21 protein-coding genes and 1 tRNA gene are annotated in these 21,527 nt (G+C 66.7%); 14 read left to right on the top strand and 8 right to left on the bottom strand.

Features of this window, described 5'->3' with window-relative positions; genetic code table 11:
* Nucleotides 1-330 precede the first annotated feature (330 nt).
* Nucleotides 331-1,062 carry a hypothetical protein gene (locus tag AC50X6_RS02005; RefSeq protein WP_494964638.1) on the top strand — a complete coding sequence of 244 codons (732 nt, stop codon included), beginning with the start codon at nt 331-333 and terminating at the stop codon, nt 1,060-1,062.
* A gap of 123 nt (nt 1,063-1,185) precedes the next feature.
* On the opposite strand, the gene AC50X6_RS02010 is transcribed toward AC50X6_RS02005, so the two are convergent.
* From AC50X6_RS02010 to tmk, 4 genes are all read right to left on the bottom strand, one after another.
* Nucleotides 1,186-1,258: transfer RNA gene (locus AC50X6_RS02010), tRNA-Thr, on the bottom strand.
* Nucleotides 1,259-1,372: 114 nt separating this feature from the next.
* Nucleotides 1,373-2,944 carry an alpha/beta hydrolase gene (locus AC50X6_RS02015; RefSeq protein WP_494964639.1) on the bottom strand — a complete coding sequence of 524 codons (1,572 nt, stop codon included), beginning with the start codon at nt 2,942-2,944 and terminating at the stop codon, nt 1,373-1,375.
* A 65-nt stretch (nt 2,945-3,009) separates the two neighbouring features.
* The gene (locus AC50X6_RS02020) at nt 3,010-4,152 is read right to left on the bottom strand and encodes a DNA polymerase III subunit delta' (RefSeq protein WP_494964640.1); all 1,143 of its coding nucleotides are present in this window, start codon (nt 4,150-4,152) and stop codon (nt 3,010-3,012) included.
* Nucleotides 4,149-4,805: a dTMP kinase gene (gene tmk / locus AC50X6_RS02025; protein ID WP_494964641.1), complete on the bottom strand. Its 657-nt coding sequence runs from the start codon at nt 4,803-4,805 to the stop codon at nt 4,149-4,151. The genes AC50X6_RS02020 and tmk overlap by 4 nt, the downstream gene beginning before the upstream one ends.
* Before the next feature lie 87 nt (nt 4,806-4,892).
* Here tmk and AC50X6_RS02030 point away from each other — a divergent pair, with 87 nt between their 5' ends.
* Together AC50X6_RS02030 and AC50X6_RS02035 are read left to right on the top strand one after the other, a co-directional pair.
* Complete coding sequence (locus tag AC50X6_RS02030) at nt 4,893-6,089, top strand: trans-sulfuration enzyme family protein (RefSeq protein ID WP_494964642.1); 1,197 nt, start codon at nt 4,893-4,895, stop codon at nt 6,087-6,089.
* A gap of 9 nt (nt 6,090-6,098) precedes the next feature.
* Complete coding sequence (locus AC50X6_RS02035; RefSeq protein ID WP_494964643.1) at nt 6,099-6,452, top strand: DUF2516 family protein; 354 nt, start codon at nt 6,099-6,101, stop codon at nt 6,450-6,452.
* Nucleotides 6,453-6,468: 16 nt separating this feature from the next.
* On the opposite strand, the gene AC50X6_RS02040 is transcribed toward AC50X6_RS02035, so the two are convergent.
* Entirely contained in the window at nt 6,469-7,332 is an 864-nt protein-coding gene (locus AC50X6_RS02040) for a class I SAM-dependent methyltransferase (protein ID WP_494964644.1), read from the bottom strand.
* Between the two features lie 143 nt (nt 7,333-7,475).
* On the opposite strand from AC50X6_RS02040, the gene AC50X6_RS02045 reads away from it, so the two are divergent.
* Complete coding sequence (locus AC50X6_RS02045) at nt 7,476-8,222, top strand: phosphoglyceromutase (RefSeq protein ID WP_494964645.1); 747 nt, start codon at nt 7,476-7,478, stop codon at nt 8,220-8,222.
* A gap of 84 nt (nt 8,223-8,306) precedes the next feature.
* Here the strand turns inward: AC50X6_RS02045 and phoU are convergent, their stop codons facing one another.
* Nucleotides 8,307-8,969, bottom strand: coding sequence for a phosphate signaling complex protein PhoU (gene phoU / locus AC50X6_RS02050; protein ID WP_494964646.1), 663 nt, complete (start codon nt 8,967-8,969; stop codon nt 8,307-8,309).
* A 207-nt stretch (nt 8,970-9,176) separates the two neighbouring features.
* On the opposite strand from phoU, the gene AC50X6_RS02055 reads away from it, so the two are divergent.
* Together AC50X6_RS02055 and AC50X6_RS02060 are read left to right on the top strand one after the other, a co-directional pair.
* A complete protein-coding gene (locus tag AC50X6_RS02055) occupies nt 9,177-10,415 on the top strand; it encodes a sensor histidine kinase (protein ID WP_494964680.1) in 1,239 nt (412 codons plus the stop codon).
* Nucleotides 10,412-11,092: a response regulator gene (locus AC50X6_RS02060; protein ID WP_494964647.1), complete on the top strand. Its 681-nt coding sequence runs from the start codon at nt 10,412-10,414 to the stop codon at nt 11,090-11,092. Before AC50X6_RS02055 ends, AC50X6_RS02060 begins: the two co-directional genes overlap by 4 nt.
* Before the next feature lie 155 nt (nt 11,093-11,247).
* On the opposite strand, the gene AC50X6_RS02065 is transcribed toward AC50X6_RS02060, so the two are convergent.
* Nucleotides 11,248-11,790: a hypothetical protein gene (locus tag AC50X6_RS02065; protein WP_494964681.1), complete on the bottom strand. Its 543-nt coding sequence runs from the start codon at nt 11,788-11,790 to the stop codon at nt 11,248-11,250.
* A 305-nt stretch (nt 11,791-12,095) separates the two neighbouring features.
* Here AC50X6_RS02065 and AC50X6_RS02070 point away from each other — a divergent pair, with 305 nt between their 5' ends.
* The 6 genes from AC50X6_RS02070 (at nt 12,096) to rlmB (ending at nt 17,114) form a co-directional block, all read left to right on the top strand.
* Nucleotides 12,096-12,578, top strand: a complete 483-nt coding sequence (locus AC50X6_RS02070; RefSeq protein WP_024367191.1) for a CarD family transcriptional regulator — start codon at nt 12,096-12,098, stop codon at nt 12,576-12,578.
* 167 nt (nt 12,579-12,745) lie between these two features.
* A complete protein-coding gene (locus AC50X6_RS02075) occupies nt 12,746-13,564 on the top strand; it encodes an IspD/TarI family cytidylyltransferase (RefSeq protein ID WP_494964648.1) in 819 nt (272 codons plus the stop codon).
* Nucleotides 13,565-13,566: 2 nt separating this feature from the next.
* Nucleotides 13,567-14,064, top strand: coding sequence for a 2-C-methyl-D-erythritol 2,4-cyclodiphosphate synthase (gene ispF, locus AC50X6_RS02080; RefSeq protein WP_326967432.1), 498 nt, complete (start codon nt 13,567-13,569; stop codon nt 14,062-14,064).
* 64 nt (nt 14,065-14,128) lie between these two features.
* On the top strand, nt 14,129-14,458 hold the full coding sequence (locus tag AC50X6_RS02085; protein WP_494964649.1) for a hypothetical protein: 330 nt from the start codon (nt 14,129-14,131) through the stop codon (nt 14,456-14,458).
* A 69-nt stretch (nt 14,459-14,527) separates the two neighbouring features.
* On the top strand, nt 14,528-15,994 hold the full coding sequence (gene cysS / locus AC50X6_RS02090; protein ID WP_494964650.1) for a cysteine--tRNA ligase: 1,467 nt from the start codon (nt 14,528-14,530) through the stop codon (nt 15,992-15,994).
* A 133-nt stretch (nt 15,995-16,127) separates the two neighbouring features.
* Nucleotides 16,128-17,114, top strand: coding sequence for a 23S rRNA (guanosine(2251)-2'-O)-methyltransferase RlmB (rlmB, locus tag AC50X6_RS02095; RefSeq protein WP_326967429.1), 987 nt, complete (start codon nt 16,128-16,130; stop codon nt 17,112-17,114).
* 794 nt (nt 17,115-17,908) lie between these two features.
* On the opposite strand, the gene AC50X6_RS02100 is transcribed toward rlmB, so the two are convergent.
* The gene (locus AC50X6_RS02100; RefSeq protein ID WP_494964651.1) at nt 17,909-18,739 is read right to left on the bottom strand and encodes a carbon-nitrogen hydrolase family protein; all 831 of its coding nucleotides are present in this window, start codon (nt 18,737-18,739) and stop codon (nt 17,909-17,911) included.
* Between the two features lie 116 nt (nt 18,740-18,855).
* Here AC50X6_RS02100 and glgX point away from each other — a divergent pair, with 116 nt between their 5' ends.
* Nucleotides 18,856-20,970 (top strand): glycogen debranching protein GlgX, encoded by a 2,115-nt coding sequence (gene glgX, locus AC50X6_RS02105; protein WP_494964652.1) that lies wholly within the window; start codon nt 18,856-18,858, stop codon nt 20,968-20,970.
* Between the two features lie 50 nt (nt 20,971-21,020).
* Nucleotides 21,021-21,524, top strand: a complete 504-nt coding sequence (locus tag AC50X6_RS02110; protein ID WP_494964653.1) for a guanyl-specific ribonuclease — start codon at nt 21,021-21,023, stop codon at nt 21,522-21,524.
* The last annotated feature ends 3 nt before the right edge of the window (nt 21,525-21,527 follow it).

Below are 21,527 nucleotides of genomic sequence, written 5' to 3' on the forward strand. Positions count from 1 at the left end.
GGCTCAGCGCTCCTGACGCGCGCCGGCCGGATTCCCGGCACATCAATGGAAAGGTGAAAAACGGCTGAAAACAGGTAGCATCCCCTCTGTTGCCATGTGGGCTGCTTGCTATATGTTGGCGACATCGTGTTAGACAGGGGTGTCGGAGAGGGCCGTTCCACCGGGGTTCCGGATTGCCGGACGTCCGCAGCAGCGCCCCCTCCCACCTCTTTCCGGCGTGCCGCAACACGCCACACCTGCCGGGAGCCTCCCTAAAGATGCGACGGCTGGTCGGTTCCGGAACGCGCCCCCGATAACCGGGAGCGGACCGGTCAACGATTGGGGACACTCATGCATCCACGCACCACACCGGCGGCCCTCCTCCTGGCAGCACTCCTGGCGCTGGCCGGCTGCGGGACCGGGACCGGGACCGGTACCGCACCAGCAACGACGACGGCGACTCCGCCGCCGACTGCCACCCCCACCCCCACGCCTGCGAAGACTTACAGCAACGCGGACCTGACAGGCCTGCTTTCCACACTCAAGGACTCCCAGGGCCGGCCTCTCACCGTGATCCCGGCCGCACAAATTGATGAGGGCATCATCAAGGCCAGGGAATTACTCAAGAGCGCCGTCGTCACGCCGGAAGCCTGTAAGCTCTTCGTCGACAGCAGTTCCCAGGTCCCGGAGGACAGCACGTATGCCGGAGCCACCACGGCCAATGCCGCCGATAAAACGGCAATCATCGTAACCGTCATCGCCCTCAAGGACGCCAAGACCCTGTCCGGCACCCTGAAGGCTTCCCGGGCCGCGGCCGAGCAGTGCAAGAGCTTCACTATTGACGTCGGCGGCCAGAAAGTCACGTCTGAGACCACGCCCGTGGACGCTGTGACTTCCGGGGACGATTCCTATGCGGCCCTGACCAAACAAACCCTGCCAACCGGCGCCACGCAGACAGCTCTGACGGTGACGGGTATCAAGGGAAACCTTGCCGCCACCGTGGTGAAAGGCGGCGCCACCGTCACGCCCGAGGCAAGTGCCGAGCTTACCCAGATGGTCAACTCAATTCTGGCCCTCGGCTGACATCCTGCCCGTTGGTTGCAGCTTCCGGGACCGGCGGTAACCGGGTTGGCAGGCAGCACCGCAGGAATGGCGGGCAACGCAAGAAACCCCGGAAATCTTTGATTTCCGGGGTTTCCCTGTCCGAGCTTCCTGCCAGAATCGAACTGGCGACCTTCTCATTACGAGTGAGACGCTCTACCAACTGAGCTAAGGAAGCAACCGCATGAATTCCGGCGAACCGGGCGGATCATGCAAGAGATAACTGTAATGGAGTCCCGGCGCCCGGGTCAAAATGGGCTGTTCCGGGTCTCGCAACAGCCTCCGGCGGGCCTCAACAGACGGTGTTGTCCGCCGGTGACTTACCGTCCACGAGATAGCCGTCCACAGCCTTGGCGATGCAATCGTTGGAGCGTCCGTAGGCGGTGTGCCCCTCGCCTTTCCAGGTCAGGAGTGAGGCGTTACCGAGCTGCTTGCGCAGCGAGCCAGCCCATTCCACCGGCGTCGCCGGATCGCCGGTGGTCCCCACCACCAGAATTTCAGTTGACCCCTTGTACTCCGCCGGGGCCGGCGTCCGGACGTTCTTGTACGGCCAGTCCTTGCAGTTCGTGCCGCCATAGGCGAAGGCGGAGCCCAGCGTGGGGGAGTCCAGGCGCAACTGCTGCTCATCCGCCCGCATGCCGGCGGTATCCGTCACCGTGGGGTAGTCCAGGCAGTTGACGGCGGTGAAGGCGAAGGTCGAATTCGCGGAGTAACTGCCGTTCGGCTCCCGGTCCGCGCCGAGGTCGGCGAGCCGGAGCATCGGCGTCACGTCGCCCTTCAACGCGCTGTCCAGGGCCTGGGTGAGCACGGGCCAGTTGTCATCGTTATAGAACGGCAGGATAAAGCCGCTGACGAACGTGGCGGCGGAGACCACCCGGCCGTCCTTCGCGGACTTCGGGTCCGCCTCCACGGCTTTGATGATGGCCTGGATCTGGCCGACGGCTTCCTCCGGGGTGCCGCTGAGCGGGCAGCCGTTGCCACCGAGGCAATGCTTCACGTACGCCAGGATGGCCTTCTCGAAGGCCCTGGCCTGCCCGCTGGTAAGTTCTTCGTAGCTGAGTGACGGATCCAGCGCGCCGTCGAGGACCATCCGGCCGACGTTGTCCGGGAACAGCGAGGCATAGGTGGAGCCAAGGAAAGTGCCGTAGGAGTAGCCGAGGTAGTTCAGCTTGCTGTCGTTGAGCACGCCGCGCAGGATGTCGAGATCCTTGGCGGCGCTGGCTGTGTCGACGTGGCCGAGCACGGGGCCGGTCTTTTCGGCACACTTGGCGGCGATTACCTTGTTGTCCGCAATCGCCTCCGCCAGACCGGCTTCCGTGTCAAGTTTATAGATCTTCGCCCGGGAGGCGTCGCGCTCCTGGTCCGTGAGGCACGTAACCGGGGACGAGCGCTTCACCCCGCGCGGATCGAAACCGACGATGTCGTAGTTGGAGCGAACGTTCTCCGAGATGGTGGTGGCGCCGGCATCCCGGACGAAGTCGTAGCCTGAGCCGCCGGGGCCGCCCGGGTTGACCAGCAGGCTGCCCTTCCTGCTGTTGCCCTTGGTGGACAGCTTGAGCGCGGCGATTTCGATGCTTTCGCCGTCCGGCTTGCTGTAGTCCAGCGGGACTTTGATCTTGGCGCACGTGAAGTCGTTCTCGCAGCCGGTCCAGTTCACTTGTTGGGTGTAGAAGCTCCGGAGCTCGGCGGGGGCCGCGGCCGCGATCGCCGGATCGGGGTTGGCGGAGTCTTTGGCCCCACTGTCGCCGCCGCCGAAGACGCTGCACGAGGCAAGCACCAGGGCCAGGGCCACGGCGCCGGCAGCGGCCAATACGCCGATCGCTGCGGATCGGAATCGGGCGGGCACGTCTCGTGCAGACTTCATGCGGTTCTCCCTGGGGATTGGAACGGGGCGAAGGGCCGGCGGGCAAGGACCGGGGCGGCCGGGGATCAGATGAGGCTGCTGGCCATGGACTCGATGGCCAGCAACGGAGCCACGTTGGTGGTGGTGATCCGTTTACGGGCCTTGTTGATGGCGTCCATGCGGGCCAGGGTGGTTTCGGCGGTGGAGTGGCGGGCGAATTCGTCGAGTTCGCTCCTGAAGTCAACGTTGACGAGTTCGACGGCGTTCCCCATCTGGATGATCAGGACATCACGGTAGAAGGACAGCAGATCGGTCAAGGTGCGGTCGAGGGAATCCGTGACGGATCTCTTGGCGCGGCGCTTCTGGTCATCCTCCAGCTGCTTGACCTGGCCCCGCATGGCCGCCGGCAGCGCGCCGCTTTCGGGCGCCCCGAGGGTGGCGAGCAGCGCGACCTTCTCGGCGGCGTCGCGCTCATCGTTGGAGCTGTTGGCTTCCGCGGTGGCGATCTTGACCAGCTTTTCCGCCATCAGGACAGCGGCCGTGACGCCTCGGAGGCCAAGCGGGAACCGCACTGTCTCGAGCCGGCGCGCCCGGGCATCCGGATCCCGGGCGAGACGGCGGGCGATCCCGACATGGCTCTGCGCAGCGCGGGCCGCACGTTCCGCGACGGCCGGGTCCACGCCGTCGCGCTTGACCAGCAGGGCCGCGACGTCGGCGGGCGGCGGAAGCCGCAGCGCCACCGGCCGGCAGCGGGAACGGATCGTAACGAGCACATCGGCGGGGGACGGGGCACACAACATCCAGATGGTGCGAGGGGTGGGCTCCTCGATGGCCTTAAGCAGCACGTTGGTGGTGCGTTCGGCCATCCGGTCCGCGTCCTCCACCACGATGATGCGCCAGCGGGCAGAGGAGGGCCGGTTCCCCGCCGTCGAGACGAGCTCGCGTGCCTCATCGATGGTGATAGTGACTTTTTCGGTCCGCACGAAGGCCACATCGGAGTGCGTCTCGCCGAGGATTGTCAGGCATGCCGCGCAGTTCCCGCAGCCGCGCCGGCCAAGGTCTTCCTGGTCGCAGTTCAAGGCGGCGGCAAAGGCTTTGGCAGCGTTGGACCGGCCGGAACCGGGCGGGCCGGTGAAGAGCCAGGCGTGGGTGGGTCCCTCGCCCTGGGCGGCCTGGCGAAGTTGTGCGACGACGGCGGGCTGGCCCTGCAGGTCGTCCCAGACGGTCATGCTCTCACACTGCGCGGGAGACACAGCAAGGACCCGACGCGCTCGAGGATCCGTGCGGCGAGTTCGTCAACCGGGAGATGGGCGGGGAGTACGAGGTATTTTTCCGGCCGGGCCGCGGCGAGGTCGAGGAAGGCCGTCCGGATCCTGGCATGGAATTCATCGGCCTCGGATTCGAGGCGGTCTTCGGCGGCGTCCCCCGCGGTGCGGCGGCGGCGGCCCACCGCCGGATCGACGTCGAGCAGTACCGTCAGGTCCGGCTGCAGTCCTGAGGTGGCCCATTCGTTGATATCGCGGACAGCCTCGGTGCCCAGATCGCGGCCGGCACCCTGGTAGGCCACCGAGGAATCGATGTAGCGGTCGGTGAGGACGATCTCGCCGCGGGCCAGGGCGGGACGGATGACCTGGCCGGCGTGCGCGGCTCGGGAAGCCGCGAAGATGAGGGCCTCGGTGTGGGCATCGATGTGGCCGTGGCCGTGGTCCAGCACGAGCGAGCGCAGCTTTTCGCCGATCGGGGTGCCGCCCGGTTCGCGGGTCCGCAGCACGGTGAGGCCGCGCGACTCAAGGGCCTCGGCCAGTTCTGCCAACTGCGTGGACTTTCCTGCGCCGTCGCCGCCTTCGAAGGCGATAAACAGTCCGGGGTTCTGGGTGGTCACTGTTCTAGAGTACCGACAACCACCGACATCATGGTGCCCGGCGTAACGCCGTCGCGGCCCTCCGCGGTGCCGAAGTACTCTGTGACCATGAGTCTTTCCGAAGAACAGGCAGCCTCGCTTTCTGCCGAAACGGTTGTGGTGGCCGCCGGCCGTCCGCCGCGCGAACGCGATCAGCCGGTCAACCCTCCGCTGGTGCTGTCCTCCACCTATTTCGGCACCGGGCCCCTCGGCGACGGCGACCGTGGTTACGGCCGGTATTCCAACCCCACCTGGGATCCGTTCGAGGAGGCCCTCGCCCAGCTTGAGGGTGCCGGCCTGCCCGGCCTGCTCTATGCCTCGGGGCTGGCCGCCGTGAGCTCTGTCCTGTCCCTGGTTCCCCTGCAGGGAGTGCTTGTTATGCCCTCGCACAGCTACGCCGGTTCGCTGGTGATGGCTACGGAGCTGGCGGAGAAGGGCTTCCTGGAGCTGCGGACAGTCGACATCGCGGACACCGACGCCGTCCTGGACCAGCTCGCGCCGGCGGACGGGAAACCGGCGAGCATGCTCTGGCTGGAGAGTCCCACCAACCCGATGCTCGGCGTCGCGGACATCCGCGCGCTGGCCGCTGCGGCGCACGCCGCGGGCGCCGTCGTCGTCACCGATAACACTTTCTCCACCCCTCTCGTGCAGCAGCCGCTCTCGCTGGGGTCCGACGTCGTGCTGCATTCGGTGACGAAGTACCTCTCCGGCCACTCCGACGTGGTGCTGGGCGCGCTCGTGACGTCCGACGCCGGTCTCCGCGCCACGCTGCTGCACCACCGCACCATCCATGGCGGGATCGCCGGGCCCTTTGAAGCGTGGCTGGCGCTGCGCGGCCTGCGCACGCTTGCGGTGCGGGTGGAACGCTCGCAGGCCTCGGCGGCCGTGCTGGCCGGGCGGCTGAGCACGCACCCCAGAATCGGCAGCGTCCGGTTCCCGGGTCTCGCCACGGACCCCGGCCACCAGCGGGCCAGGTCTCAGATGAAGGGCTTCGGCTCCGTGCTTTGCGTTGAGATGGCACCGGTTGGCGCTGCGGACGGGGGACTGAGCGGTGCCGACGCGGCAGACCGGATGATCCGGGCGCTGCGGCTGTGGCTGCCGGCCACCTCGCTGGGCGGAGTGGAATCCTTGATCGAACGGCGCCGCCGGCACGCGGCGGAGCCGGCCAGTGTTCCCGAGAACCTCGTCCGGTTGAGCGTGGGAATCGAAAACGTCGAGGACTTGTGGGCCGATTTGGAACAGGCTTTGGCCACATTGGGCGGATAGGCTGGGGGCATGGACGGAAGAGCGATTATCTACTATGCCGAAACAGGGATCTATTTTCTCCTGGCCCTCGTAGCCCTTGCCATCGAGGTGTGGGCCTTCTTCGACTGCGTCCGCCAGAAGGGGCCGGTTTTTGAAGCCGTGTCCAAGCGGACGAAGACCTTCTGGCTGGCCCTGACCGGCGGTGCCCTGGCCATCGGCCTGCTCTCCCTGCTGGGCGGTGGCGGCGGGTTCCTTGGCCCGCTGGGCCTGTTCGGGCTCGCGGCCGTAACCGCGGCGTCCGTGTACCTCGCCGACGTCCGCCCCGCCGTCACGGATGCGGGCCGCGGCGGAAGCCGGAACCAGGGCCCCTACGGCCCTTGGTGACCTGGCTCCCACCCTTCTAAAGGGTCGGAGCGACGGCGTCCCAGCCCACGGTCAGTTCGCCTAAGCGCCAGCGCGAGGGTCCGTCCCGGACCGGCCAGCCGGCGTCGAGCAGTGACCGGCACATGGCCGACCAGCGCTGCCGGTTCCCGAACGATGCCAGCGGCGCGGCCTCCAGCCAGGCTTTGTCCATCGCCTGCAGGTAGGCATGGATCTTCTCTCCCGGCACGTTCCGGTGGATGAGGGCCTTCGGCAGCCGTTCCGCCGCCTCCGAGGGCAAGGTGAAACTGCCGAACCGCAGGGACAGGCTCAGGCTCAGCGGCTTCTCGGCGTCGAGCGCCACCCAGGTGACGCGGCGGCCGATCTCGTCGCACGTGCCGTCAATGAACAGGCCGTCCGCGGCCAGCCGGCCCTGCACCAGCCGCCAGAGGTCCGCGACGTCGCCCTCCTCGTACTGCCGCAGCACGTTGAACGCGCGCACCAGCACCGGACGGCCGGGCACCGGCAATTCGAAGCCGCCCAGCCGGAAGCTGAGTCCCGGGCGTTCCAGTTCCTTGGCCAGCCGGACGCGCTCGGGTTCGATCTCGATGCCGACCACACGCACGTCCGGTCTGATCACGGACAGGCGGTCAAAGAGTTCGACGGCGGTGGCCGGGGAGGCGCCGTAACCAAGGTCCACCACGAGGGGATCGGCCGCCGCGCGCAGCCGCCAGGCCTGGGGCCCGGTCAGCCAGCGGTCCAGGCGGCGCATCCGGTTCGGGTTGGTGGTGCCGCGGGTGATGTTGCCCACCGGTCTGCCGGCCCGGGTAGCACCGGCCCGGGGACCACCAGTCGCCCCGCCCTCGTTCCGGGGGGACTGCACCCGTTCAGCCTTCTGCACCACAGCCCCACCCTATCCTCCAACGCGGGGTCACTTCCGGCCCATGCGGAGCCCCGGGATGGGCCGGAAGTGACCCCGCGTTGGAGTGGAGGCGGCGGAATGTAACGCTGGGCGCCGTCCGTGACCGCTCAGCTAGGATAAAAACCATGACTTACAAGCTGATTCTGCTGCGCCACGGCCACAGCGAATGGAACGCCAAGAACCTGTTCACCGGCTGGGTGGACGTTGACCTGAACGACCAGGGCCGTGTCGAGGCGGTTCGCGGCGGCGAGCTTCTGGTGGAGAACAACATCCTCCCGGACATCGTCTACACCTCCTTGCTGAAGCGGGCCATCAACACGGCGAACCTGACTCTGGAGAAGGCGGACCGCGGCTGGATCCCGGTCAAGCGCGACTGGCGGCTCAACGAGCGCCACTACGGCGCACTGCAGGGCAAGGACAAGGCGCAGACCCTCGCCGAATACGGAGAAGAGCAGTTCATGACCTGGCGCCGCTCCTACGACACGGCGCCGCCGCCGCTGGCCGACGATTCCGAGTTCTCCCAGGTGGGGGACCCGCGCTACGAGGGCCTCGGCGACGCGTTGCCCCGCACCGAGTGCCTCCAGGACGTCCTGATCCGTCTGCTGCCGTACTGGGAATCGGACATCAAGGCAGACCTCAAGGCCGGCAAGACCGTGCTGGTCACAGCGCACGGCAACTCGCTGCGCGCCCTGGTCAAGCACCTTGACGGCATCAGCGACGAGGCCATTGCCAGCCTGAACATCCCCACCGGCATCCCGCTCGTGTATGAACTGGACGAGAACTTCCAGCCGCTCAACCCGGGCGGCACCTACCTCGACCCCGAGGCCGCCGCCGTGGCCGTCCAGGCGGTCGCCAACCAGGGCAAGAAGTAGGTTCACCGGCCTAACGACGACGGCCGGTCACCCCCAAGGTGACCGGCCGTCGTCGTGCGTAGTTCAATGCTGCCAGGAGCAGGGCTAGCTGTGTTCGATGCTGTTCGGCTGCCAGGCGCCGGTGACCAGATAGGTGACCTTCTGCGCGACCGAGACGCCGTGGTCCGCGAAGCGCTCGAAATAGCGGCTGGCCAGGGCGACATCGACGGTGGTGGCCGGGGACTCGTGCCAGTCGCTGCGGGCGATCTCCTTGAAGACGCTGAGGTGCAGATCGTTGACGGCGCTGTTGGCCTTCATAATGTCCCGGGCAACTTCGAGGTCGCGGGTTTCCAGCAGAACGGTGAGCTTGCCGGCGATTAGGGCGTCCTGTACGGCGAAGCTCTTGAACGTCTCCTGCAGCCGGGCGGGCACCACTGCGGCCGGGTAGCGCAGACGTGCGAGCTGGGCGAGGTGGCGGGCGAGGTCGCCCATGCGCTCAAGGGAGGCGCTCATCCGGAGCGCGCCGACCAGCATCCGCAGGTCGCTGGCCACCGGGCCTTGCAGCGCCAGGATGTCGATGGCGCGCTCGTCGAGGCTGTTCTGCAGGAAGTCGATCCGGGCATCGGCCGCGATGACGTCCTCGGCGAGATCGATGTCGGCGCCTTCGAAGGCAGTCGAGGCCTTCTCGATGGCCTCACTGACCAGCTTGGAGATTTCGACGAGCTGCTCCCCAACCTGGGCGAGCTCTTCCTGAAAAACCTTACGCACGTGTGCGTCCTTTCCTCGGAAATATTGCCGGCCACCACAGTGGCGGGCCCATTTCGGTTCACCTGGCGGCGCTTCAACTGTCAACTCTTGCAGTGTCCGGTGAACTGTTGTGCCCCAATAGGTGAACGTTAGCTGAACCGGAACCGGAATAGCAGGAGATTACAGTTTCCGCCGCGGGCCAGAGCATAAGCTGGAGCCGTGGATCCAATGCTCATCGGCGTGATCGCCGGCCTGATCGGCCTGTCTCTTGGCATGTTTGGCGCGCTCGCGTTCCGGGTCAGCGAACAGCAGCGCCAGCTGGTGGACAGCGGGTTGGAGGACCCGTCAATCCCCGAGGGCGCCGCGCAGGTGCTTGCCGTCATCGGCCGGGCCTTCGTGGTGGTGGACGCGATCGACGGCGTCGTCCGGGCGAGTCCCGCCGCGTACGCCTACGGCCTGGTGCGCGGCCACACGGTGGTGCACCAGCAGTTGCTGGAAATGACAGCCAAGGTCCGGCGCGACGGCGTCATCGTCGAAAAACAGCTCGAACTGCCTCGTGGTCCGCTGGGCCAGGGCACCATCGTGGTCCAGATCCGTGCGGCCATGGTCGCCGAGGACTACATCCTCCTGCTGGCCGATGACCGGACCGAATTCACCCGCACCGAGGAAGTCCGGAACGACTTCGTTGCCAACGTCTCGCACGAGCTGAAGACGCCGGTAGGTGCCATCTCGCTGCTGGCGGAGGCCCTCGAGTCCTCCGCGGACGATCCGGAGGCAGTACGGCGTTTTGCCAAGCGAATGCACAAGGAATCCGCCCGGCTGGCCGCCCTGGTGCAGGACATCATCGAACTCTCCCGGCTGCAGGGCGCCAATGTTGCGCAGCAGGGACGGCCCGTGGATATCAACACGGTGGTGTCCGAGGCCGTGGACCGGTCCCAGCTTCCAGCCGAAAGCAAGAACATCGAACTGGTCGTCGGCGGCTACCCGGACGCGATGATCTACGGCGACCAGGACCTGCTCGTGACCGCGCTCCGGAACCTGATCGACAACGCCATCCGCTACTCGCCGGAAAACACCAGGGTGGGCGTGGGGGTGCGGGCCAAGGACGGACTGGTGTCGGTGTCGGTGACGGACCAGGGCGAAGGGCTCAGCCCCGAGGACCAGGAGCGCGTCTTTGAGCGCTTCTACCGCGTGGACGCGGCCCGTTCGCGCCACACCGGCGGCACCGGCCTGGGCTTGAGCATCGTTAAACACGTTATCTCCAACCACGGCGGCGAAGTGACCCTCTGGTCACAGCCTGGGCACGGATCCACCTTCACCATCCGGCTTCCGGAGATGGAAGGTCCGGACGACGCCGTGGCCCCCGCGGCTCGCAAACCCGCGGCGAAGTCCATCAAGGCGGCGAAGGCCGCCACTCCACCACTTAGCGACGCCGCCGGCGTTCATGAACAAGGAGCTAGCGCTTGAGTAGGATTTTGATAGTCGAGGACGAAGAATCGTTCAGCGACCCGCTGTCATACCTGTTGGGCAAGGAAGGGTTCGAGGTTGCGGTGGTCGATAACGGGCTGGACGCCATCACCGAATTCGACCGTAACGGCGCCGACCTGGTCCTCCTGGACCTGCAGCTGCCCGGACAATCCGGTACCGAAGTCTGCCGCCAGCTGCGGCAGCGGTCCTCTGTTCCGGTGATCATGCTGACCGCCAAGGACTCGGAAATCGATAAGGTGGTGGGGCTCGAGCTGGGCGCCGACGACTATGTCACCAAGCCCTACTCGTCCCGCGAGCTCGTCGCCCGCGTCCGGGCCGTGCTGCGCCGCCAGAGCGAACCTGAGGAGCTGGTCTCCAGCACCGTTCAAGCCGGTCCCGTCCGGATGGACATCGAACGGCACGTGGTCAGCGTCGCCGGCGAGCAGGTCTCGCTGCCGCTGAAGGAGTTCGAACTACTGGAGATGCTGCTGCGGAACTCCGGGCGGGTGCTCACCCGTGGGCAGCTGATCGACCGGGTCTGGGGCTCAGACTACGTAGGGGACACCAAAACCCTCGACGTCCACGTCAAACGGCTGCGCGGCAAGGTGGAGCCGGACCCATCGGCGCCGCGGTTCCTCATCACCGTCCGCGGGCTGGGCTACAAGTTCGAACCCTAAGGGCAGATGCCCCGCTGGCCGCCGCGCGGCCATGGGGCCACCGGGGCATGGAGTCCGGCATCGAGGCCGACACAAAGTAGCGACAGAAGAGGAGGGGCACCCGGACCGGGTGCCCCTCCTCTTGTGTTCGTTGGGTGATCTTCTGCTGGTGCAGGCTAGTGGCCACCCGCGGCGCTCTGCGAGGGGGTCGACGTCGGCGTGGCCGAGCCGGTGGGCTCGCTGCCGGCCGGCAGGTACTGCTTGTAGTCGGCGATTGTGCCGTCCAGGACAGGAACCTTGAACTTGGCAGTCTGGTTCGTGCCGTCTTCCAGGATACTGACCTCGAACATGGAGCCCGGGATGCCGCCGGTACTGCTGAGAATGGCCTCGTCCGCAGAATCATTGAGCAGCGTGTAGGAGTTCGGCTTGACCGGAACCTGGGTTTGCGAGCCGCCGGAGCCGGTGATGGTGAGCTTCACGGCGCTGGAGGAGGAGTTGTAGACGGCGCCGATCACTCGGCCCGGCTTGTCCTCACCGGCGGAGATGATCATCATGTTCCGGAGCTGTAGGGGGCCGAGCTCAGTATTCGTGCCGTCCGACGCCGAGTACTGCGCGGAGGTCTGCTGGGGGTTGGTGTAGCCGCAGCCGGTGACCGACAGCAGGCCGATGCCAAGTGCAGCCGTTGCCATTGCCAGCTTGCCGCGCCGGCCCCGATTCATCGCAGTGAAACGCACGTCACGCACTCCTTGAGAGTCTTGAAACAGTATTCAGCCATAGCCTATCCGCAATCGTCGGCAAATATGGATTCGGCCAGGACGCAGTGGCGCAGGTTCGGCGCTCCGGCCGGGACAACGCGGCCCCTTGGCAAGGGCGGGCGGATGCACTAATATCCGCATCCGTCAAGAGGGTTTCCGGGGTCGATTACGGCCATTTGCCCCGGATTCATGCGGTTCGCGGGCGCGATCCGTGGCAGTCATATGCCTTAAACGTGATAAACTGGTCTGCGGGAAAGGGGAATGTCCACATGGTTTTTGAGGTCGGCGAAACAGTAGTTTATCCTCACCACGGTGCAGCCAAAATTGAAGAAATCAAGATGCGCACTGTCAAGGGCGAAGAGAAGATGTATCTCAAGCTCAAGGTGGCCCAGGGTGATCTGACCATTGAAGTTCCAGCAGAAAACGTTGATCTAGTTGGGGTCCGGGACGTAGTGGGCAAGGAAGGTCTGGAGCACGTTTTTGAAGTGCTGCGGGCCGAGTTCACTGAAGAACCCACCAACTGGTCGCGTCGATACAAGGCAAACCTGGAAAAGCTTGCTTCCGGTGACGTCATCAAGGTGGCAGAGGTCGTCCGCGACCTGTGGCGCCGCGATCACGATCGGGGTCTCTCCGCAGGGGAGAAGCGCATGCTGGCCAAGGCCCGCCAGATTCTGATTTCAGAACTGGCTCTGGCCGAAAAGACGGATGAAGAGAAGGCTGCAAGCGTTCTCGACGAAGTCTTGGCTTCCTAACAAGAATTGAACCCCGGCAGCTGACGGCTGCCGGGGTTTCTTTTTGGCCCTTTTCAGCCCGGCCGCCGGGTTGAGCTATCAGTCCGGGTCGTTCCGGGCGCCCGTTAGGGACCAGAACTGATAGCGCAGTGGGATGACCGGGGCAGCCGGGACGTAGTCTTGAGCCCATGGACTCTGCATCGACCATCCCCGCCACCGCGGTCATCGTCGTGGCCGCCGGCTCCGGCCAGCGACTGGGCTACGGAATGCCAAAAGCCAAAGTTCCGCTCGGCGGGGACAGCATCCTCACCCATGCCCTGCGCGGAGTCGCCGCAGCCGGGATTGCGCGGCAGGTATGCATTGCGATCCCGCCCGGAGATCCCGAGCTGCAGGCACTGTGCCAGACGTTCGCACAGGAGCTCAAAGCCGAACATCAGCTCAACGCAGGCACCGAAAACGGTGTACAGCTTCCCGTGGTGACCATCGTCGATGGCGGGGTCACCCGGGCCGATTCGGTGCGGGCCGCGATGGCCGCGCTCCTGCCGGCTACGGAAGCCGTCCTGGTCCACGACGCAGCCCGCGCCCTGACGCCCGAGTCCGTCTTCCACCGGGTGGCACAGGCCCTCGCCGCCGGCGCCCTGGCTGTCATCCCGGTGATCCCCGTCGTGGACACAGTCAAGACCGTGGCACGCACCACCGGCCAGGACGCCGCAATCGCCCCGGAGCTGGTCACCGGCACCGCACCGCGGGAGAGCCTCCGCGCAGTCCAGACGCCGCAGGGCTTCGAGTTCGCCACCCTCCAACGCGCCCATGACTCCGCGGCCCGGTTCGATGCCGGCCAGGCGGCCGCCGTCACGGACGACGCCATGCTGGTGGAGCTCCTCGGCGTCCCCGTCCACGCCGTGCGTGGGGCCAGCCAGTCGCTGAAAATCACGACGCCGCTGGACCTGATAATCGCCGAGGGGCTGCTTGAGGGTCCGCTGGGCGCGCGCTGGGTGGAAGGCTGAGCATGTCCAGTGGTCCCATCATCCCGAGGACCGGGATCGGCATAGACGTCCACGCCTACGCCCCGGACGACGCACCCCAGCCACTCTGGCTCGGCGGGCTGTTCTGGGAAGGAGAGCGGGGGCTGTCCGGCCATTCCGACGGCGACCCCGTCGCCCATGCGGCCGCCGACGCCCTCTTCTCCGCCTGCGGCATAGGAGACCTCGGCACGCATTTCGGCACCGACCGGCCCGAGTATGCCGGGGCCTCGGGTGTGACCCTGCTGGCCGAGGCCGCCCGGATAGTCCGCGCCGCGGGCTTCGAGATCGGAAACATCGCCGTGCAGTTCGTCGCCAACCGGCCACGGTTCGGTCCGCGCCGGGAGGAATCCCAGCGCGTCCTCGGCGAGGCGGCCGGGGCCCCGGTCAGCGTCTCCGCCACCACCAGCGACGGCCTCGGTTTCACCGGCCGCGGCGAAGGAATCTCGGCGACGGCAACGGCACTCGTCTATCCGTCGAACTAAGCACGCACGGGGTCCGTCGCCTAGGCTTGGGGGACCCCGTCCCGCAATCGCAAGGAGACCGCCCGTGAAAAAGCTGCTGCCCGCCGTCGTCCTCTCGATGGGACTGCTGCTGACCGGTTGCGCCGGGTCGCCGAAGATGAGCGTCCCGGACAGCTGTGCCTTCCTGAACAAGGACACCTTCGTACCCACCGGAAACCAGCAACAAAAAGCGGACCAGATCGCCAAGCACTACCAGGAAGTCGCGGACAAGGTTGCCCCCGAGGTGGCGGCCCCGATCCAGAAGATGGCCGACACCATGAAGCAGGTGGCCGGTACCTCGCTCGGGGCCGAGAGCGCCGAGCAGACCAAGAAGCTCACCGAACAACACAACAAGATCGGCGAGTACTGCAAGTAAGGCCGACGGCCCGGCCCGCCGTCGCAGGCCACCGCCCGCCGCCGGACCCCCATCGGCTAATCTGGAGCGGTGACCCTGCGCTTCTATGACACTGCATCCGCCAAAGTCCGCGACTTCGTCCCCCTGGTTCCGGGCAAAGTGAGCCTCTACTACTGCGGCGCCACGGTGCAGGGCATGCCGCACGTGGGGCACATCCGCTCCGCCATTGCCTTCGACCAGCTCACCCGCTGGCTGCAGTACCGGGGATTCCGCGTCACCGCCGTCCGCAACGTCACCGACATCGACGACAAGATCCTGGCGAAGTCGGCAGCGTCCTTCGCCCCTGACTTCGAGGACGAGCCGGGTGCGGTCCGCGAGGAGGAATGGTGGGCGCTGGCCTACCGCTACGAGCAGGAATTCCTGGCGGCCTACGACACCTTGGGCGTCTCCCGCCCCACCTACGAGCCGCGCGCCACCGGCCACATCCCTGAAATGCACGCCCTGATCCGGCAGTTGATCGACCGCGGCCACGCCTACCCCGCCCTTGATGATTCCGGCGACGTGTACTTCGACGTGCGCTCCTGGGCCAAGTACGGCTCACTGACCCGGCAGAAAATCGATGACATGCAGGGAGCCCCCGACGTCGAGGCCCAATTCAGCAACAGGAAGCGTGATCCCCGCGACTTCGCGCTCTGGAAGGGCCACAAGGAAGGGGAGCCGACGACGGCGGGCTGGACCTCGCCGTGGGGCACCGGCCGTCCGGGCTGGCACCTCGAGTGCTCCGCGATGGTCACCAAGTACCTCGGCACCGAATTCGACATCCACGGCGGCGGGCTGGACCTGCGCTTCCCGCACCACGAAAACGAGATGGCGCAGTCCCAGGCCGCGGGCCACGGCTTCGCCAATTTCTGGATGCACAACGGCATGGTCACCTACGCCGGCGAAAAGATGTCCAAGTCCATCGGCAACACCGTCAGCCCGGCCGAAATGCTGGAACTCGCCCCGCCGCGGGTGGTCCGCTACTACCTGGGCCAGGCCCAGTACCGCTCCGTGCTCGACTACCAGCCCACCTCACTGCAGGAAGCCGCCGCCGCCGTCGAACGCATCGACGGGTTCATCAGCCGCGCCCTTCGGGGCTCCATGACGCATGACGGCGCTGTTGGCTTCGCCAGCTACGGCATTGTCCCGGACGCCTTTGCGGCCGCGATGGACGATGACCTCAACGTACCGCAGGCCCTGGCGGTCCTGCACGACACCGTCCGCGCCGGCAACACCGCCCTCATCGCCGGCGAGCCCGACGCCGCCTGGCAGGCACTGGCCAGCGTCATCGACATGCTGCGTGTCCTTGGTCTCAACGACACCGCGACTCCGGCCGCGGACGAGCACAGCAACAATGCTCTCGGCGTCCTCGTGGAAGCGCAGCTCGCGGCCAGGGCGCAGGCCCGGGCGAGCAAGGACTGGGCCGCCTCAGACTCCATCCGCGACACTCTTGCCGCTGCCGGCGTCGTGATCGAGGACGGCCCGGACGGCGCGAGCTGGAGCCTCACGCGCGGCTGACAGGCCGAGCCGCGGGGGTATGGAACGTTCGGCGGGCACGGCCCTGCCCGGCCTCCGGTCGGGGATTTAGCTCGAGTCAGTAGACTGGGTGTCAGACTTGTCAACGAATCGCGTATTTAAAAGGGTGGAACTCATGGCCAACAACGGTCGCCGGTCGGTCAAACTAAAGAAGGGCCCCAGCGTCGGAACCGGCGGTCACGGCCGCAAGGCTCTTGAAGGCAAGGGCCCCACCCCCAAGGCGGAGGACCGCCCGTACCACAAGGCCCACAAGAACAAGCAGCTCGCGGAACGCTCCGCGGCCAAGCACCCGGGAGCCGCGCGCAACGCCGGCGCCCGCTCCGGTCCCAAGGGCCGTGCCACCGAGGAAGTCGTCACCGGACGCAACTCGGTCGTCGAGGCCCTCCGCGCCGGCATCCCGGCCAAGGCCCTGCATATTGCCATCCGCATCGAGATGGACGACCGCGTCAAGGAGTCCCTCAAGCTGGCCGCTGAGCGCGGTATCCCGCTGCTTGAGACCGGCAAGCCCGAGCTGGACCGGATGACGGACGACGCCATCCACCAGGGTCTTGTGCTGCAGATCCCGCCGTACGAATACCAGGACGCCTACGAGCTGGCCGAGCAGACCCTCGAGAGCTGGAAGCGCGGCCACGTAGCCAACGCCCCGCTCTTCGTCGCGCTCGACGGCATCACCGATCCGCGCAACCTTGGCGCCATCATCCGCTCGGTTTCGGCCTTCAGCGGCCACGGCGTCATCGTCCCGGAGCGCCGCTCCGTCGGCGTCACCGCCTCGGCCTGGAAAACCAGCGCCGGAGCCGCTGTCCGCGTCCCCGTGGCGCGCGCCGCGAACCTGAACAACACGCTCAAGGCGTTCAAGAACATGGGCATCTATGTACTGGGACTCGACGGCGACGGCGACGTTTCGCTGCCCGAGCTGGCCCTCGCCACCGAGCCGGTCTGCATCGTCGTGGGTTCCGAAGGCAAGGGCCTGAGCCGCATGGTGCGCGAAAACTGCGACCAGATCGTTTCAATCCCGATCGACTCTGCCATGGAGTCGCTCAACGCCTCCATGGCAGTCGGCATCTCCCTTTACGAGATCTCCCGCCAGCGCGCCGCCAAGTAGTCCTTCGGTTTGGGCTGGGTCCGCCGCTGGTTGGGCCCGCCTCACCAGAGTTTTGCCGTCGCGTAGCGTTCAGCCTCTTCCCAACCTTCGCAAGCTCAGTTCGGGTCCCTCGGGGCTTCTCTTCCCCCCGACGCTCCGCTCGGCCGCGGGCGGCCTCGTTCCGCTCTGGTCGGCGATGCGCTCCTGCGCAAAACCCCGGCTCCGGCTAGCCACCCCGGGCGCCATTCGCTTTGGACAGTAGCGCTCCTTCACGTCTCGTGGGGGAGCGTTTGCCTTTAATACTCAGAGTCAGGGCACCCCTAGTCCAGACGCGCGACGCACAATCCTTTCTGCGACGCGCAAATTGCCCGGCGCTACGGGGATGTCAGTAGCGCCAGGAATTTTGCGCGTCGCCAGGCCATATCCGCCGCGTCAGAGCAGTAAGGCACCAGCCCGGCGCCGTCAGTCCGGCCGGGCCGCCCAACGATCCCCTCAGGCGACGACGGGCACGAGCGACGGCCAGCTCAGCGACGCACAATCCTTTCTGCGACGCGCAATTTTCCCGGCGCTACGGCAATGTCAGTAGCGCCAGGAATTTTGCGCGTCGCCAGGCTTTATCCGCCGCGTCAGAGGAGTAAGGCACCAGCCCGGCGCCGTCAGTCCGGCCGGGCCGCCCAACGATCCCCTCAGGCGACGACGGGCACGAGCGACGGCCAGCTCAGCGACGGCCAGGCGCCGGAACGGGCGGGTGACTATGGCGAAACTAGCCACCGCGCCGGTCCGGGCGGGTGGCTGCAGTGAACCCGGCAGTAAGCCTAGAACTTGTGGCGGTTGGCGAGGACCGGGAGTTTGGCGCGGGCTTCCCTGACGACGGCGGGGTCCAGGTCGGCGAACAGCAGACCGGGGGCGCCGTCCAGCTCTTCGAGGACTTCTCCGAAGGGGGAGACGACGACGGAGTGCCCGATGCCGGTGGGCGCCGCTCCCCTGGGGACGATGCCCAGGCTCGCCGGGTCGCCCTGGCCGCAGGCGAGGACCAGGGTGGTGGAATCAGCAGCGCGGGCCCGGGCCAGGAGCTTCCATTGTTCGGCTTTGCCGGGACCGGAGCCCCAGGAAGCGCAGACAATGTTCACCTCGGCACCGCGGCCGGCGTTCTCGGTGAACAGGTCCGGGAAGCGGAGGTCGTAGCAGGTGGCAAGGCCGAAAGTCACGCCGTCGAGCTCGAAGACAACGGGCTTATTGCCGGCGTCGACGGTGTCCGACTCTGCGAAGCCGAACGCATCGAAGAGGTGGATCTTGTCGTAGCTCGTGTCCACGCCGCGGCCGGTAACCAGCAGGGTGTTGCGCACCTTACGGTGCGCCCCGCCGCCGGGAGCCCCGCCGCCGTCGTCCGCGGTTCCCGGCGTGAACATCCCGGCGACGATCATGATGTCCTGCTCCGACGCAATGGCACGCACGCGCGAGGCCCAGGGGCCATCCAGCGGCTCCGCGACGTCGAGCAGGGAATTGCCGAAGGCGCGCATGGTCGCTTCGGGGAATACCACGAGCTGCGCGCCGCCGGCCCTGGCCCGGCCGGTGTACTCCGCCACGAGGGCTAGATTCCCGGCAGGATCGCGGCCGGTGATGATTTGAGCCAGTGCAACCCGCACAATTACCTCCAAAGTGGGCGATTAAATCCAGTATGCGGCGCCACGGCTACGTACACCGCACGTGACCAGAGTTTCGGGATCACGGCCATTTGTTCGGCCCCGCTAAGCTTTAAGCGATGGTTATGACCTATGTAGACACAGCTTCCACCGTAGACGACTCACGCGCGTTTCCGCTGGGAATCAGCGTTCCGTGCACCGGCTCGCCGGCAATTGACGATCCCCGGGGTGCCGTCGCCAATGTGGCTGTCTACGCACCCGGGGTGGCCACTCTCGAGATCGCCTACCAGGCGCCCGGCGGCACCTGGCAGCTCAAGACGCTGCCCAACATCACCGACGGCGTCCACCACGGCATGGTGGAGGGCATTCCCGCCGGGTCGCGCTACGGCTTCCGGACCTCACCGGGCCATGAAGCGCTCCCGCTGCCCATGCCGACGGTGGATTTCGACGTCGAGGACGGGCAGCCGCTCCTGCTGGACCCCTACGGCCGGGCCGTGGACGAGCGCCACGAATTCCTCACCAGTGTCCGGATGGCCAGCGGCTTCGACTGGGGCAGTGACTCCGGCCCCCGGATTCCGTGGCGGAACAGCATCATCTACGAGGCCCACGTCCGCGGCCAGACCCAACTCCACCCGGACATCCCGGAGAACCTTCAGGGCACCTACGCCGGCATGGCGCATCCGGCCATGATTGAGCACCTGATCGCGCTCGGGATCACCGCGGTCCAGCTCCTGCCGGTCCACTTCCATGTGGACGAACCGCACCTGCAGAACCTTGGGATGACGAACTACTGGGGCTACAACACGGCGGCGTTTTTTGCCCTGCACCCCGGCTACGCCACCCAGTCGGCGCAGGACGCCGGCCCGCAGGCAGTCCAGGACGAGTTCAAAGGCATGGTCAAGCTGTTGCATGCCGCGGGCCTGGAGGTCATCCTCGACGTCGTCTACAACCACACGGCCGAGGGCGGCACCGACGGCCCTACCTTCAGCTTCCGTGGCCTTGGCGAGATGCAGTATTACCGCAATGACGGGCACGGCAAGTATGTGGACACAACCGGTTGCGGCAATAGCCTCGACTTCAGCGAACCGCGCGTGGTCCAGCTGGTGCTGGACTCCCTGCGCTACTGGGTGACCGAGTTCCACATCGACGGTTTCCGCTTCGACCTGGCGGTGACCCTGGCCCGCAATGCGGCCAACGAGTTCGATCCTCGGCACCCCTTCCTCGTCGCGGTCGCCGGCGACCCCGTCCTCTCCGCCACGAAGCTGATCGCCGAACCGTGGGACATCGGCTACGGCGGCTGGCAGACGGGCCGGTTCCCGGCAGGCTGGGTGGACTGGAACGACCACTTCCGCGACGCCGTCCGCAGCTTCTGGCTCGCTGACCGCGCCGCGATCGACGCCGGCGGTCACGGCGGCTCGGTGGCCCGCCTCGCGGACGCGCTGTCCGGCTCGGCCAGCCTGTTTGAGCCCTCGGGCCGGTCCAGGCTCGCCTCGGTCAACCTCATCACGGCCCACGACGGCTTCACCCTGGCGGACCTCGTCTCCTATGACCGCAAGCATAACGAGGCCAACGGTGAGCAGAACCGTGACGGACACGGCGACAACCGCAGCCACAACCACGGCTTTGAGGGTCCCACCGAGGACGAGGACGTTCTGGCCCGGCGCGCCCAGACCAGCCGCAACCTCATGGCGTCCCTCATGATCTCCCTCGGAGTGCCCATGATGACCGCCGGGGACGAGATCGGCCGGACCCAGCAGGGCAATAACAACGCCTACTGCCAGGACAATTCCATCACCTGGATCGACTGGACCAGCACCCCGGAATCCCACGCCATGCTGCGGACCACCAAGCGTGTGATCCGGCTGCGCAGGGAATTCCTGGCCGGCCAGCCGCACGACTACCCGGCGCGCGACAAGCAGTCCTACTTCCACTGGTTCGATGCGCACGGCGGGACGATGTCCGGAGCCAGCTGGAACGATCCCGGCCAACGGGTAGTCCAGCTCCTGCTCGGTTCCGACGACGGCCACGTGGACGGCCTCGTAGTGGTCAACGGCAGCGCCCTCGACGTCAAGGTCACCCTGCCCCTGCTCAGCAATGAAGAGGGCACCGGCAACCGCCTCTTCGAACTGCGCCTGACCACCTCCGAACTCCACGACCGGCGCCAGGGCGTCCGGGTCTCTGCCGGAGAGCGGGACATTATCCAGGCGAATTCCATCAACATCTACCGCACGTAGTTCAGGCCGAACGGAATGGGGCAGGCAATGAGACTTTGGGGAGAGTCACAGTGAAGGTTCAACGGCTCGTGGCCCTGTTCGCCCTGCTGGCGGCACTGGTGGTGCTGGCGGTGTTGACGGGCGGAGGCCCGCAGGCCGGGACTGCCCGGCCAAATGTCACAATGTCCGACGGCGGTGCAACAGCGGCTCCCGGGCCCCCGGGTCCCGCTGCCTCGAGATCCCCGGCTCCGGGTCCTGCCCCGGGCCCGGCCAGCGCCGCGAACCCTTCCCGGCTTACCGAGGTGAAAGCCTCGGAGCTGCCCGCCGAGGCCCGCCAGACCCTCGCCCTGATCGCAACGGGCGGCCCGTATCCCTACTCCCGGGATGACGTGTCCTTCGGGAATTTCGAGGGGATCCTGCCCCGTAAATCGCCGGGCTACTACAAGGAATACACGGTCCGCACCCCCGGCGAATCAGACCGCGGTGCCCGCCGGATCGTGGCCGGCAAAACCGGCGAGAAATACTATACGGCGGACCATTACAACTCGTTCGCCTTCATCATCGAAGGCAAGTGAAGG

The organism is Pseudarthrobacter sp. HLT1-7 (genome assembly GCF_059383435.1).